This window comes from Kitasatospora sp. NPDC001119 (assembly GCF_053598475.1).
This window is the reverse complement of sequence record NZ_JBSFKI010000001.1, coordinates 354,417-368,090: the sequence shown is the minus strand read 5'-3', so window position 1 is coordinate 368,090 and position 13,674 is coordinate 354,417. Positions and strand designations below refer to the sequence as shown.

Genomic DNA, 13,674 nt, shown 5'->3' with positions numbered 1-13,674 from the left:
CTCCAGGCGGCCGCCGGGCAGGACACGAGAGGGGACTGTGGTGACAGCAGAGGTGGCCGAGACGGTCCCCGCGCAGACGCTGGAGGACCGGTTCGAGGCGGTCGTCGCCGCCGAGCAGCGGATCGAGCCCAGGGACTGGATGCCCGACGCCTACCGGGCCACCCTGATCCGCCAGATCGCCCAGCACGCCCACTCCGAGATCATCGGCATGCAGCCCGAGGGCAACTGGCTGACCCGGGCCCCGTCCCTGCGCCGCAAGGCCATCCTGCTCGCCAAGGCCCAGGACGAGGCCGGCCACGGCCTCTACCTCTACGCCGCCGCCGAGACCCTGGGCGTCGACCGCGCCGAGCTCACCGAGAAGCTGATCTCCGGCCGCCAGAAGTACTCCTCGATCTTCAACTACCCGACCCTCACCTTCGCCGACGTCGGCGTGATCGGCTGGCTGGTGGACGGCGCCGCGATCTGCAACCAGGTCCCGCTCTGCCGCTGCAGCTACGGTCCGTACGCCCGCGCGATGGTGCGGATCTGCAAGGAGGAGTCCTTCCACCAGCGCCAGGGCTACGAGCTCCTGATGACGCTGATGCGCGGCACCGAGGCCCAGCGCCGGATGGTCCAGGACGCGGTGGACCGCTGGTGGTGGCCGTCGCTGATGATGTTCGGCCCCTCGGACGCCGACTCGCCGAACAGCGCCCGCTCGATGGCCTGGCGGATCAAGCGGCACAGCAACGACGAGCTGCGCCGGCGCTTCGTCGACATGACCGTCCCGCAGGCCGAGCACCTGGGCGTCACCCTCCCGGACCCCGAGCTGCGCTGGAACGAGGAGCGCGGCGGCTGGGACTTCGGCGAGCCGGACTGGTCCGAGCTGACCAGGGTCATCCACGGCCAGGGCCCCTGCAACGCCCAGCGGGTCGAACGCCGCCGCACCGCCCACGAGGACGGTGCCTGGGTGCGCGAGGCGGCCGTCGCCTACGCGGCCAAGCGCGCGGCCGAGGCCGCCGGGCCCACGGAAGCCTCCGAAGCCACCAATGTGACCGAACAGGAGAACGGAAAGTGACCGACCCCCAGGTTGGCTCCCCGTCCGGGTCCGAGGCCGGGCCCAAGGCCGGGCCCGAGGCCGGTTCCAAAGCCGGTCCCAAGGCCGGCTGGCCGCTGTACGAGGTGTTCGTGCGTCCCCGGCGCGGGCTGAACCACGTCCACGTCGGCTCGCTGCACGCCGCCGACGACCGGATGGCCCTGCTCGCCGCCCGCGACCTGTACACCCGCCGCAACGAGGGCGTGAGCCTCTGGGTGGTCCGCTCGGACGCGATCACCGCCTCCACCCCGGACGAGCGCGACCCGTTCTTCGAGCCCAGCGGCGACAAGGTCTACCGCCACCCGACCTTCTACGACATCCCCGAGGATGTCCCGCACATCTGACGGGGGAGCCACCGTGCACGACCACACCACCTCCACCACCTCCACCCCCGGCACCGGCCAGGACGACCACGTCTACCTCAGCCTCGCCGACGCCGCCCCCGGCCCCGAGGGCGAGGGCCGCTGGGCGTACGGGACGGGCTTCGCCGATCCCCTGCTCGGCGTGGACACCGCGCTGCCCCCCGGTCTGGACGGCGCCGACCTCGCCGCCTACTGCCAGATGCTGGGCGACGACGCCCTGGTCCTCGCGCAGCGGCTGATCGAGTGGTGCACCCGGGCGCCCGAGCTGGAGGAGGAGGTCGCGCTGGCCAACCTGGGCCTCGACCTGCTCGGCCAGGCCCGCCTGCTGCTCACCCGGGCAGGGCAGGCGGACGGTACCGGCCGCACCGAGGACGACCTGGCGTACTGGCGGGAGGAGCACGAGTTCCGCAACGTCCGCCTGGTGGAGGCCCCGAACGGCGACTTCGCCTACTCGATCGCCCGGCTGCTGCTGTTCGCCACCGCGCGCGGCGCCCTCTACGAGGCGCTGAGCGCGCACCCCGACCCGGTGCTGGCCGCGGTCGCCGCCCGGGGCGTCAAGGAGCTGGCCTACCACCGGGAGTACGCCACCGCCTGGACCCTGCGCCTGGGCGACGGCACGCCGTACTCCTCCGGGCGGATGCAGGCCGGGGTGGACGCGGTCTGGCCGCTGCTGGAGGAGCTGTTCACGGCGCACCCGGTGGAGCTGCGGGCGGGCGTCGACCCGGCGGCGCTGCGCGGACCGGTACTGCGCTCGCTCGGCGCCGTTCTCGCCGAGGCCGGGCTGACCGTGCCGGACGTACCGCCGCTGGCCACCGTCCTCGGCCTGGCCGGCCGGGACGGTGTGCACACCGAGGCGCTCGGCCCACTGCTCGCCGAGTTCCAGGTGCTGGCCCGCGCCCACCCGGGGGCGACGTGGTGACCGGCGACGTCGTGACGGGCCCGGGGCCGACGGGCACCGCGGAGCCGACGGGCGGGACGGTCGGGACGGGCACCGCGGACCCGACGGCCCGCGAGCTGGCCTGGGCGGTCGCCGCGGCCGTGCCGGACCCGGAGCTGCCCATGCTCACCCTGGCGGACCTGGGCGTCCTGGCCGAGGTCGGGGTGGACGGCGGCAGCGGCACGGTGACCGCGTGGCTGACCCCGACCTACTCGGGCTGCCCCGCCGTCGCCGAGATGGCCGCCGACGTGGACCGCCGGCTGCGCGCGGCCGGGTACCCGGACGTCCGGGTGCGGCTGCGGTTGGACCCGCCGTGGTCCACCGACCTGATCACCGCCGAGGGCCGTCGCAAGCTCGCCGAGGCGGGCATCGCCCCGCCGCGCCCGACCGCCGCCTCCTTCGCCGCGGCCGGACCGGTGGCGCTCACCCTCGGTCCCACCCGCACCGGAACCGCGACCGCGCCCACCACCGTGGCCGCGCCGAGGACCGCCGCCGCGCCCCCCGTGCCGTGCCCGCGCTGCGGCGACGCCGACACGGAGGAGCTGTCCCGCTTCGGTTCCACCGCCTGCAAGGCGCTCTGGCGCTGCCGGGCCTGCCGCGAGCCGTTCGAACGCGTCAAGGAGATCTGAATGCCCGCCGCTTCCTCCGCCGCCCCCGCCTCCTTCGCCGCCGGGTCCGCCCCCGACGCCGAGGGGACCGGCATCCGCCCCGCCCGCCGCCCGACCTTCCACCGGCTGCGGATCGACCGGGTCGAGCGGCTCTGCGAGGACGCCGTCGCGGTGACCTTCGCGGTGCCGGTCGGGCTGGCGGAGGAGTACGCCTTCCGCCCCGGGCAGACCCTGACCCTGCGCAAGCTGGTGGACGGCACCGACGAGCGCCGCTCGTACTCGATCTGCGCCCCGGTCGGCGGGCCGCTGCGGATCGCCGTCCGGGAGGTGCCCGGCGGGCTGTTCTCACGCTGGCTGGTGCGCGAGGCGAAGCCGGGCGAGGAGGTGGAGGTGCTGACGCCGTCCGGCCTGTTCACCCCCGAGCTCGGCGTCCCGGCCGACCACGTGCTGCTCGCGGCCGGCTCCGGGATCACCCCGATGCTGTCGATCGCCGGCTCCGTGCTCGCGGCCGACCGCAGCTCCACCGTCACCCTGCTCTACGGCAACCGGCGCAGTGACAGCGTGATGTTCGCGGACGAGCTGGCCGACCTGAAGGACCGCTACCTCGACCGCTTCCAGCTGGTCCACGTGCTCTCCCGGGAGACCAGGGACGCCGAACTGCTCAGCGGCCGGCTGGACCCGGAGCGGGTACGCGCGCTGCTGGCGGCGCTGGTGGACGTCGGGAGCGTCGGGCACTGGTGGCTGTGCGGCCCGTTCGGCATGGTCGTGGGCGCGAAGGACCTGCTCGCCGAGCTGGAGGTGCCGGGCGAGCGGGTGCACCAGGAGCTGTTCCACGCCGAGGACGAGCCGCTCCCGGAGCGCGACGAGGACTGGGACCGGACGGACGGCTCGTCCGGCGGCTCCGCCGACGGCGTGTCGGGCCCGCGGAGCGAGGTCACCGTCGTCCTCGACGGCCGCGGCAGCACGCTCTGCCTCCCGCGCGACCGCTCGATCCTGGACGGCGCCCAGCGCTCCCGCCCCGACCTGCCGTTCGCCTGCAAGGGCGGAGTGTGCGGCACCTGCCGCGCCCTGGTCACCGAGGGCGAGGTGGAGATGCGCCGCAACTTCGCGCTGGAGGAGAAGGAGCTGGCCGCCGGCTACGTCCTCACCTGCCAGGCCCGGCCGCTCACCGACCGGGTGACCGTGGACTACGACCGCTGAGCGGACCACCACCGCCGACCGGACCACGATCGCCGAGCCTCAGACGGTGGCGGGCTCCATGACCGGGTCACCGGGCGTCGGGCTCCCGACCCTCGGGCCGGCGATCGTCGGGCTCGCGATCGTCGGGCCGGAGATCGTCGGCCGCCCGGGCGCAGGGTCCCCGAGCAGCTTGACGAGGTCGTTGACGGCCGCCCGCCCGGCCCGGTTGGCGCCGACGGTGCTGGCGGACGGGCCGTAGCCGACCAGGTGGACGCGGGGGTCGGCGGTGGCCCGGGTGCCGGTGAGCGCGATGCCGCCGCCGGGGGAGCGCAGCCCGAGCGGAGCGAGGTGCCCGACCTCGGGCCGGAAGCCGGTCGCCCAGACGATCGCGTCCACGGTCAGCTCCTCGTCGCCCCAGGCGACCCCGTGCTCGGTCAGGCGGTCGAACATCGGTCGGCGGTGCAGCGCGCCCAGCTCCTCGGCGCGCCGGTAGGCGACGGACGGGCCGAGCCCGGTCACGCTCACCACACTGCGCGGCGGAAGCCCCTGCCGGACCCGCTCCTCGACCCTGGCGACCACCGCGCGCCCGTACTCGGGGGTGAACGGCCCGTCGTGGTAGACGGGCTCGGAGCGGGTGACCCACACCGTCTCGCCGACCGCGGCGACCTCCGACAGCACCTGGACCGCCGAGGCGCCGCCGCCCACCACCAGCACCCGCTTGCCCGTGAACTCCTCGGGGCCGCGGTACTCGGCGTAGTGCAGCTGGCGGCCCGCGAAGCGGCCCGGGTAGTGCGGGAGGAACGGGCGGGTCCAGGTGCCGGTGGCGTTGATCAGCGCGCGGGTGGACCACGTGCCGCGGTCGGTCTCGACCAGCAGCCGGGAGTCCGGGCGCTCGGACTCGGCGCGTACGGCGCGCACCGCGACCGGGCGTACGACCGGGAGCGCGTGCTGCGCCTCGTACGCCGCGAAGTACTCCGGCACCACCTCGCGCGCGGGGGCGTCCGGGTCCGGCGGCGGGAGTTCGGCGTCCGGGAGGTCGTGGACGCCGTGCACGGTGGCCATCCGCAGGGACGGCGAGCGGTACGCCCAGGCACCGCCGGGGACGGCGTTGGCGTCGAGGACGACGAAGCCGCCGTCGACGCCCGTCCGGTGACGGGCGAAGCCGCGGCGGTGCAGGTGGTAGGCGGCGGACAGACCTGCCTGTCCGGCGCCCACCACCAGGACGTCCACCCGTTCCGGAACGCTGTTCGTTGCACCGTAAACAGTCACCCCCGGGAAACATCGGGGGGTCGGCGGGTGTTCCCCGGTCAGGAGGGGAATGTCACAGGAGGAACGTCAGGAGACCGGGGAGATGACCGCGGCGGTGCCGTAGGCGCAGACCTCGGTACCCACGGCGGCCGCCTCCGTGACGTCGAAGCGCATCATCAGGACGGCGTTGCCGCCGCGCGCCTTGGTCTGCTCGATCAGCCGCTGCATCGCCTCGTTGCGGCTCTCGACCAGGGTCTTCGTCAGACCGCGCAGCTCGCCGCCGACCAGTGACTTCAGACCGGCACCGATCTGGCTGCCGACGTGGCGGCTGCGGACGGTCAGCCCGAAGACCTCGCCGATCACGTGGTCGACCCGGTAACCGGGGATGTCGTTGGTGGTCACGACCAGGACGTCGGCGTTCGGGCCCTGCCCGCCGCCGTACTCGTTGATGTCAGCCATGCGGCTCATCCTGCCAAACTCCTGCGTCCGAGTGACAGCGGCGGGGCCGGGCGGTGGCCGAGAAGGCTCCCGGAAGCTGGTCCGGACCGGTGATCGGGCGACCGAAAGGCCGTACCGTTAGCCCCATGGGCGAGCGAAGTGATCATCCACAGGGGCCGGGCGCGGCGGAGGACTCCGGCGCGCAGGAGATCGAGGCGACGGTGGTGCTGGGCCTGCGGATCACCGACTGGCCGGCCCTGCGCGCGGCCGCGATCAGGGCCGTCGAGGAGCTGGACTTCGGGGGCGTCGACCCGGCCGGGCAGCGCCGCGAACTGCTGCGCGAGGTCGCCGAGGACGCCAACGCGGCGCTCGGCGCGCTGCTGCATCCGGACCGGCTGGTGGCCGCCATCCCCGGGGTGGAGGCGATCGGCGGCACGCTGGAGATCAGCGTCACGGAGGACTTCACACCGGACTTCGCCGACCTGTTCCCGCTGGAGGGCGATGAGGAGGAGGGCGGCGCGGGCGCGGACTGGACGCTCACCCCGCGCACGGCCTGCCTGCTCCACGCCCAGCTGATCGGCCTGGCCGACGCCGCGTACGACGACCTCGACGAGCACGGGGACGAGGCGGTCGCCGACAGCGATGACGTGGACTGGACGGTCTTCGCCCGGCTTCCCGAACGCACCTGGCGGATGCACCGGGGCTGGCGCCGCGCGATGGCCCGGGCCTTCGACGACCTCGCCGACGACCTCGCGCTCGGCGAGTGGCCGCTGCCGCGCTGCCTGGCCGAGGACATCGCGCTGCGGATGGCCCTGGTGGACGCCCGGGCGCTGCTCGGTGCGCAACCCGAGTCGGTGGCGGACATGATGGGCGACCTCCCGGCCGACCTGTACGACTACGACTGGGACGGCTGCCAGGACGAGCTGTTCGGGGTCTACGGGCCGGACGAGGGCGATCCGGAGCTGGCGGCGGAGCAGCGCACCGAGATGCTGCTCGCGGCCACCCACCCGGAGGGCTGGTTCCTGATGTACGAGGACGCGGAGGAGCGGGACCCGCAGCGCGGCTACCGGCGCTGACGGGTCGAGTACCGGCGGGAGTGCCGACGCGAGTGCCGGGGTGACCACCGGGGCGGACGGGGCGGGCCGAGTCGGTCGGGGCGGGGCTGGCATCCTGGACGGGTGACTTCTCCTTCCGACGCCCCGACTCCCCTCAGCCCGGCCCCCGCTCCGGTGGCCGACCCCGGCGACGCCCCGTCGCGCGAGGACCGCGACGAGCGGCCGCAGTACGTGCTGCCGCTGGTCGTCCGGCTGGAGCGGGCCACTCCGCCGGGCCGGACGGACGCGCTGGAGACCTCGGCGCGGGCGGTGCTCACCCTGCTCGCCGACCCTCGGGTGACCGAGGCGGGCGGCGAGTGGGCGGAGCGGGTCGAGGCCTGGGAGGACGCCCGGATCCGCAAGGTGGTCCGGCGGGCCCGGGGCGGGGAGTGGCGCCGGGCCGGCGAGCTGCCGGGCGTCACGGTGCACGGGCGGGAGGCCGAGGTGCGGGTGTTCCCGCCGGTCCCGCTGGACGGCTGGCCGAAGGAACTCGCCAAGCTCCAGGTGTCCGGGACGGACCTCGAGGAGACGGCCGAGGTCGGCGCGCCCGAGCCGGGGCTGCCGGTGCTGTGGCTCAACCCCGAGCTGGAGATGAGCGCGGGCAAGACGATGGCGCAGACCGGGCACGCCGCCCAGCTCGCGTGGTGGCGGCTGGACGAGGCGCAGCGCAAGGAGTGGGCCGAGGCCGGCTTCGCGCTCGCGGTCCGGACCGCCTCACCGGAGGCGTGGGAGGAGCTCGTCCGCAGCGGGCTGCCGGTGGTCCAGGACGCGGGCTTCACCGAGATCGCGCCCGGGAGCTGCACGGTGATCGCGGAGCACCCGGCGCTGCGGTGACGGGCTGACAGGCGACAGCGGACAGCTAACAGCTAACAGACGACAGCGAACAGATGACAGATTTCGAAATCTGTCATCTGTTCGCCGTTTGCTGTCGGCTGTCGTCCGTCAGCTGTGCTGGTACCGCCGCATCGCCCGGAGTCCGCCGTAGGCCGCCAGGGCCGTCCAGAGCGCCATGATCAGCAGCCCGGTCCAGTGGCCGTAGTGGATGCCCGGCTCGGTCTGGGTGCGCGTCGCGTAGAGGCCGGCCCGGTCGGGCAGGAACTGGCCGAGTTCCCGGACACCGGGGATGGCGGCCAGCCAGGTGGTGCCCAGGAACACCATCGGGGTCAGCAGGCCGAGCGCGGCGCTGAAGTTGCCCAGCATCGCGGTCAGTCCGAGGCAGAGCAGCACCATCATCGGGTGGTACAGCACGCCGGCCAGGAAGCTGCGGGCCAGGCCCGGGGTGGAGAGGTCCAGGCCGACGGTGGTGCCGACGGCCAGGAACGAGCCCGCCGTCGAGGCCAGGCCGAGCAGCAGGCCCAGCCCGGCGCCGAGCGCGAGCTTGGCGCCGTACAGCCGCCCGCGCCGGGGGACGGCGGTGAGCGAGGTGCCGATCATGCGGGTGTTGAACTCCTGCCCGATCAGCAGGATGCCGAGGCAGGCCACCGCGACGTGGCCGAAGAGCAGCCCGTAGAAGATCCCGTTGGCCGGGTCCGGGGCGGGCGTGTGGTCCTTCGCCCCGTAGGCGGCGCTGACGGCGGCCGTGACGCCGACGGTCAGTGCCAGGGCGACCAGCGGGGCCGCCCACTGCGAGGGCAGGGTGGTGAACTTGACGCGTTCGGCGCGCAGGGCGCCGGCGAGCGTGCTCATGGTTTTCTCTCGTTTCCCGTTCGTCCGTCGTCACTTGGCGCCGATGCGGCGCAGCGCGCGCAGGCCGCCGTACGCCGCCAGCGCCGTCCAGAGCGCCATGATCAGCAGCCCGGTCCAGTGCCCGTACGCGACCTGCGGGTCGTCGGCGTACCGCAGGGCGTACTGGCCGGCCCGGTCGGGCAGGAACTGGACGACCCGGCGGACCCCGGGCACTCCGCCGAGCAGTGGCGAGAGCAGGAAGACGGTCGGCACCAGCAGTCCCATGGCGGCGGTGAGGTTGCCCAGCAGCGCGGTCGCTCCGAGGCAGAGCACCACCAGCAGCGCCTGGTAGAGCACGCCGGCGACGGCGCTGCGCAGGAGGGCCGGCCCGTCCCAGGCGCCCGGGGCGGTGGCCGCGTAGCCGGCGAAGGCGCCCGCCGTGCCGACGGCGCCGACGGCGAGGCCGACGAGCGCGCCGAGCGCCAACTTGGCGCCGTACAGCCGGTTACGGCGCGGGACGGCGGTGAGCGACACGTTGATCATGCGGGTGTTGAACTCCTGCCCGATCAGCAGGATGCCGAAGCAGGCAAGGGCCGCCTGGCCGAAGTTGAGCCCGTAGAAGACCCCGATGCTCGGGTCGTCGGTGATGCTGTGGTCCTTGCCGCCGATGGCCGCGCCGATGGCCGTGGTGACCCCGGCGGTCAGCAGCAGGGCGAGCAGTGGGGTGATCCAGAGCGAGCGGAGGGTGGTGAGCTTGATCCGCTCGGCGCGCAGGACGTGCAGGACGTGCGCGGAGTCGGCACCGGTTGTGGTCATGCGGAGGCCTCCGCGCGGTACTCGACGCTGTCGGCGGTCATCCGCATGAACGCCTCCTCCAGCGAGTCCTGTTGGACGGCGATCTCGTACAGCACCACCCCGTTGGCGGCGGCGAGTGCGGCGATCCGCTCGGGTTCGGCGCCGCTCACCTCCCAGGCGCCGCCGTCGACTTCGGTGGCGTCGAGGCCGTGGTCGTGGCCGGGGCCGTCGAGCAGGGCGGCGAGCTTGGCGGGGGCGACGGCGCGGACCCTGATCCGGGTCCGGCCGTGGCGGTCGATGAACTCGGAGGTGGCGGCGTCGGCGAGCAGTCGCCCGCGCCCGATCACCACCAAGTGGTCGGCGGTGAGCGCCATTTCGGTCATCAGGTGCGAGGAGACCAGCACCGCCCGGCCTTCGGCGGCCAGGTCGCGCAGCAGGGTGCGGATCCAGCGGATGCCCTCCGGGTCCAGGCCGTTGACGGGTTCGTCCAGCAGCAGCACCGGCGGGTCGCCGAGCAGGGCGGCGGCCACCCCGAGGCGCTGGCGCATGCCGAGCGAGAAGCCCCGGATCCGCCGTCCGGCCGCGTCCGCCAGGCCGACCTGGCCGAGCACCTCGTCGACCTGGCGGGCCGGCAGCCCGTTGCTCGCGGCGAGCCAGCGCAGGTGGCCGTGCGCGGTCCGGCCGCCGTGCATCGCCTGGGCGTCCAGCAGTGCGCCCACCGTCCGCAGCGGGGCGGGGAGTTCGGCGTACGGGCGGCCGTCGACCAGGGCGTGTCCGGCGGTCGGCCGGTCGAGGCCGAGGACCAGGCGCATGGTGGTGCTCTTGCCGGCGCCGTTCGGGCCGAGGAAGCCGGTCACCACGCCGGGTCGGACCTCGAAGGTCAGGTCGTCGACGACGCGCCGGCCGTCGTACTCCTTGGTCAGGCCCTGGATCTCGATCACGGCCCGCTCCCCTCGTCTCGTCGTCGGTGGTCTCCGCCGGTGCCCGCTGTCGCTGCCCCGGTCGGTGGCTCCATTCGACCGGAGCGGGCCGGTGCGGCGGATCCCGCCGGGGCGGGGAGCCACCTCCCTCCCAGGAGGGAGGACGCGGGCGACCGGCGCGGGATCCGGGGGCCGGGGGCGACCTGGCAGGATGGCGCAATGTCCAAGATCGCAGCGCTGAGGAGCGCGAGCGCGGTGTCCGGAGGATCCGCGCCGGGAAGTGCGGTGGCCAGGCTCGTCGCGCCGCTGGCGGCCGGTGTCACGTACGCGCGGCTGCTGCACCTGCTGGTGGGGTGGATCTTCGCGGGCGTGGTGCTGATGATCTATCCGGGGACGTACCGGAAGGGCCTCGGCGAGATCCTCACGGCGAGCGTACTGGTGGACTGCGTGCTGCTCGCGGCGCTCGCGCTCATCCCGGCGGCTCGGCGGGCGGAGGGGGTGCAGGCGCGGTTGCTGCTGGTGCCCGACCGCGAGGAGGACATCGCCGCCGAGCCCTCCCGCACCTGGGCCGACCGGCGGCGGACGGCGGGTTGGCTGATCGGCCGGGTCGCGCTCGGCTCGGTGGCCGGGTTCGTGCTTTCCCTCGGCTCCGCCGCGTGCTACGACCGGCTGACCGGTCCGGACGCGCTCTGGTACCTCCCGTTCTCCCCTCTGCTGGTACTCGGTTTCGGCTGGTTCCTGGTCCTCGCCGGGCGCCTCCAACTAGCCATGGCCGTACGGCTGCTGGGCCCGTCGCCGACCGAGCGGCTGGCGGAGGCGGAGCTGCGGGCCGAACGCCTGCTGGAGCGCAACCGGTTGGCCCGGGAGCTGCACGATTCGATCGGCCACGCACTGACGGTGACGGTCCTTCAGGCGGGCGCGGCGCGCGAGGTCGGGGACCCGGCCTTCGTCGCCAAGGCGCTCGAAGTCATCGAGGAGACCGGCCGACAGGCCATGGAGGACCTCGAACGCACCCTCGTGCTGCTGCGCGAGACCCCGGCCGGGGCGAACGGCGTGGCCACCGAACAGCCCGGGATCGACCAGCTGCCCGCGCTGTTCGACACCGCCCGGGCGGCCGGCAGCCCGGTGGAGGCGCGGATGGAGGTGCCGCCCGGCACGCTGCCCGGGGTGCTCTCCCGCGAGTCGTACCGGATCGTCCAGGAGGGTGTCACCAACGCGCTCAAGTACGCGCCCGGCGAGCCGGTCGACATCCGGATCGCCGTACGGGAAGGGCAGTTGGAGCTGCGCTGCGCCAACCGGCTGCCCGGCGCCGGGCGTTCGGCGGTCGGCGCGGCCGGGCCTGCCGGTTCGGTCGGCTCGGCACGGCCTCCGGCGGGCGGTGCGGGCCGGGGCGCGACGCGCAAGGGCGGCAAGGGGCTGCGCGGCATCCGCGAGCGCGCCACGCTGCTCGGCGGGGAGGCGGCGGCGGGGGTGTCGCAGGAGGGCGGAGGGGAGTGGGTGCTGACCGTCCGGCTGCCCCTACGCTTGGGCTCGTGACGAACGATCCTGTGACGCGAGGCCCGGCCGGAGGAGCCGCGGGGATGACGGAGATCCTGCTCGCCGACGACGAGGAACTGGTCCGGGCCGGCCTGCGGGCCGTCCTGGAGGCGCAGGGGGACCAGCGGGTGGTCGGCGAGGCGGCCGACGGCGCGGAAGCGGTCGCGCTGGCCCGCGCGCTGCGCCCGCACGTGGTGCTGATGGACGTCCGGATGCCCGTGCTGGACGGCTTGGCGGCCACCCGCGAGCTGCTGCGCCCCGGCGCACCGGGGGAGCGTCCGCCGAGGATCCTGGTCGTGACCACCTTCGAGAACGACGACTACGTCTACCAGGCGTTGCGCGCGGGCGCCGACGGCTTCCTGCTCAAGCGCACCCGCCCGGCCGAGATCGCCCACGCGGTACGGCTGGTGGCGGCGGGCGAGTCGCTGCTGTTCCCGGCCGCGATCCGCCGGCTGGCGGCCGGGCACGGCAACCCGACCGCCCGGGCCGCCATGGAGCGGGCGGCGCTGACCGGGCGCGAGGCGGAGGTGCTGCGGCTGGTCGCGCGGGGCCTGAGCAACGGGGAGATCGCCGAGCGGCTGTTCCTCGGCGTGCAGACGGTGAAGACGCACGTCAGCAGCGTGCTGGCGAAGCTCGGGGCGCGGGACCGCACCCAGGCGGTGATCGCGGCGTACGAGTCGGGGTTCGTCGAGCCCTCGGAGTGACGCGGTCTGACGATGCCTCAGGCGGGGCCGCTCAGGCTGGGTAGGCGTGGGCCTGGGCGGCCTTGACCGAGGCCCAGACCGCGACGCCGGGCGCCAGCTCCAGCTCCGCGACGGCGGCCGGGGTCAGGTCGGCGGCCATCGGCAGGTCGCCGGCGAGTTCGACGCGGACCTGGTCGCCGTGCAGGTCGAGCCCGGTGACCTCGGCCTGCCAGAGGTTGCGCGCGCTGGTCCGCGGACGCTCCCGGTACAGCGTCACGGCGGAGGGCGGGAAGGCGACGAAGGCCGGACCGTCCAGCTCCTCGGTGGTGGCCAGCACCGTGCCGTCCGGGAGCGTGACCCGGGAGCCCTCGGCCCGGCCCTGGTACAGGTTCAGTCCGACCAGCCTGGCGATGTAGTCGGTGCGCGGGCGCCGGGCGACCTCCGCCGGGCTGCCGGACTGCACCTCGTGCCCGTCCTCGATCACCACCAGTCGGTCGGCCAGCACCATGGCGTCCAGCGGGTCGTGCGTCACCAGCACCGCCACCGCCTCGAACTCCGCCAGATGGCGCCGCAGTTGGGCTCGTACGTCGAGCCGGGTGCGGGCGTCCAGGGCGGCCAGCGGCTCGTCCAGCAGGAGTAGCCGGGGGCGTACGGCGAGGGCTCGGGCGAGCGCCACCCGCTGGGCCTGGCCGCCGGAGAGCCGGCCGGGGCGGACCGTGGCGTGGTCGGCCAGGCCCATCCGCTCCAGCCAGTCGGCCGCCTCGGCCCGCGCCTCCCGCTTGGGGCGGCCCTGGCAGCGCGGGCCGAAGGCGACGTTGTCGAGCGCGCTCAGGTGGGGGAACAGCAGGTAGTCCTGGAACACCACGCCGACCGGCCGCTCCTCGGCCGGGGTGTGCACGCGCTGCGCCGGGTCCTCCAGGAGGCGGCCGTCCAGGCGCAGGTGGCCGCCGGTGAGCGGGAGCAGCCCGGCGAGGGCGCGCAGGGCGGTGGACTTCCCGGCGCCGTTGGGGCCGAGCAGTGCCACCACCTCGCCGGGGGCGGCGGTCAGCGCGAGGTCGAGGGCGAACGCGGCGCGCTCGACCCGCAGGCGGGCGTCCAGGGCGGGGCCGGGGCGGCTTTCGGTGCTCATCGGGGCGG

15 protein-coding genes are annotated in these 13,674 nt (G+C 74.7%); 9 read left to right on the top strand and 6 right to left on the bottom strand.

Going from position 1 to position 13,674, the window contains the following annotated elements; translation table 11 throughout:
* Window positions 1-37 precede the first annotated feature (37 nt).
* The 5 genes from paaA to paaE all read left to right on the top strand — a co-directional run bounded on the left by paaA (window position 38) and on the right by paaE (window position 4,179).
* A complete protein-coding gene (gene paaA / locus ACWDD9_RS01730; protein WP_082345215.1) occupies window positions 38-1,054 on the top strand; it encodes a 1,2-phenylacetyl-CoA epoxidase subunit PaaA in 1,017 nt (338 codons plus the stop codon).
* 95 nt (window positions 1,055-1,149) lie between these two features.
* Window positions 1,150-1,416 (top strand): 1,2-phenylacetyl-CoA epoxidase subunit PaaB, encoded by a 267-nt coding sequence (paaB, locus tag ACWDD9_RS01725; RefSeq protein ID WP_220450137.1) that lies wholly within the window; start codon window positions 1,150-1,152, stop codon window positions 1,414-1,416.
* Between the two features lie 13 nt (window positions 1,417-1,429).
* A complete protein-coding gene (gene paaC, locus ACWDD9_RS01720) occupies window positions 1,430-2,353 on the top strand; it encodes a 1,2-phenylacetyl-CoA epoxidase subunit PaaC (RefSeq protein ID WP_449810538.1) in 924 nt (307 codons plus the stop codon).
* A 95-nt stretch (window positions 2,354-2,448) separates the two neighbouring features.
* Complete coding sequence (gene paaD, locus ACWDD9_RS01715) at window positions 2,449-3,000, top strand: 1,2-phenylacetyl-CoA epoxidase subunit PaaD (protein WP_449810601.1); 552 nt, start codon at window positions 2,449-2,451, stop codon at window positions 2,998-3,000.
* The gene (gene paaE / locus ACWDD9_RS01710) at window positions 3,001-4,179 is read left to right on the top strand and encodes a 1,2-phenylacetyl-CoA epoxidase subunit PaaE (RefSeq protein WP_449810537.1); all 1,179 of its coding nucleotides are present in this window, start codon (window positions 3,001-3,003) and stop codon (window positions 4,177-4,179) included.
* A 39-nt stretch (window positions 4,180-4,218) separates the two neighbouring features.
* Here the strand turns inward: paaE and ACWDD9_RS01705 are convergent, their stop codons facing one another.
* Together ACWDD9_RS01705 and ACWDD9_RS01700 are read right to left on the bottom strand one after the other, a co-directional pair.
* Complete coding sequence (locus ACWDD9_RS01705) at window positions 4,219-5,388, bottom strand: NAD(P)-binding domain-containing protein (protein WP_449810536.1); 1,170 nt, start codon at window positions 5,386-5,388, stop codon at window positions 4,219-4,221.
* A 105-nt stretch (window positions 5,389-5,493) separates the two neighbouring features.
* A complete protein-coding gene (locus tag ACWDD9_RS01700; protein WP_049649739.1) occupies window positions 5,494-5,865 on the bottom strand; it encodes a YbjQ family protein in 372 nt (123 codons plus the stop codon).
* A 125-nt stretch (window positions 5,866-5,990) separates the two neighbouring features.
* Here ACWDD9_RS01700 and ACWDD9_RS01695 point away from each other — a divergent pair, with 125 nt between their 5' ends.
* Window positions 5,991-6,920, top strand: coding sequence for a hypothetical protein (locus tag ACWDD9_RS01695; protein ID WP_143204631.1), 930 nt, complete (start codon window positions 5,991-5,993; stop codon window positions 6,918-6,920).
* A gap of 153 nt (window positions 6,921-7,073) precedes the next feature.
* Window positions 7,074-7,772 carry a peptidyl-tRNA hydrolase gene (locus tag ACWDD9_RS01690; protein WP_049649724.1) on the top strand — a complete coding sequence of 233 codons (699 nt, stop codon included), beginning with the start codon at window positions 7,074-7,076 and terminating at the stop codon, window positions 7,770-7,772.
* 108 nt (window positions 7,773-7,880) lie between these two features.
* Here ACWDD9_RS01690 and ACWDD9_RS01685 read toward each other — a convergent pair whose 3' ends face one another.
* The 3 genes from ACWDD9_RS01685 to ACWDD9_RS01675 are packed head-to-tail and all read right to left on the bottom strand — an operon-like array spanning window position 7,881 to window position 10,339.
* Window positions 7,881-8,624, bottom strand: coding sequence for a hypothetical protein (locus ACWDD9_RS01685; RefSeq protein WP_375873381.1), 744 nt, complete (start codon window positions 8,622-8,624; stop codon window positions 7,881-7,883).
* 30 nt (window positions 8,625-8,654) lie between these two features.
* Entirely contained in the window at window positions 8,655-9,419 is a 765-nt protein-coding gene (locus tag ACWDD9_RS01680; protein WP_449810535.1) for a hypothetical protein, read from the bottom strand.
* Window positions 9,416-10,339, bottom strand: coding sequence for an ATP-binding cassette domain-containing protein (locus ACWDD9_RS01675; RefSeq protein ID WP_449810534.1), 924 nt, complete (start codon window positions 10,337-10,339; stop codon window positions 9,416-9,418). Before ACWDD9_RS01675 ends, ACWDD9_RS01680 begins: the two co-directional genes overlap by 4 nt.
* Before the next feature lie 198 nt (window positions 10,340-10,537).
* Between ACWDD9_RS01675 and ACWDD9_RS01670 the strand changes: the two genes are divergently transcribed.
* Window positions 10,538-11,854 (top strand): sensor histidine kinase, encoded by a 1,317-nt coding sequence (locus ACWDD9_RS01670; protein WP_449810533.1) that lies wholly within the window; start codon window positions 10,538-10,540, stop codon window positions 11,852-11,854.
* 44 nt (window positions 11,855-11,898) lie between these two features.
* Window positions 11,899-12,558, top strand: a complete 660-nt coding sequence (locus ACWDD9_RS01665) for a response regulator (protein WP_449810532.1) — start codon at window positions 11,899-11,901, stop codon at window positions 12,556-12,558.
* Window positions 12,559-12,589: 31 nt separating this feature from the next.
* Here the strand turns inward: ACWDD9_RS01665 and ACWDD9_RS01660 are convergent, their stop codons facing one another.
* Window positions 12,590-13,666, bottom strand: a complete 1,077-nt coding sequence (locus ACWDD9_RS01660; RefSeq protein ID WP_449810531.1) for an ABC transporter ATP-binding protein — start codon at window positions 13,664-13,666, stop codon at window positions 12,590-12,592.
* Window positions 13,667-13,674: the final 8 nt, after the last annotated feature.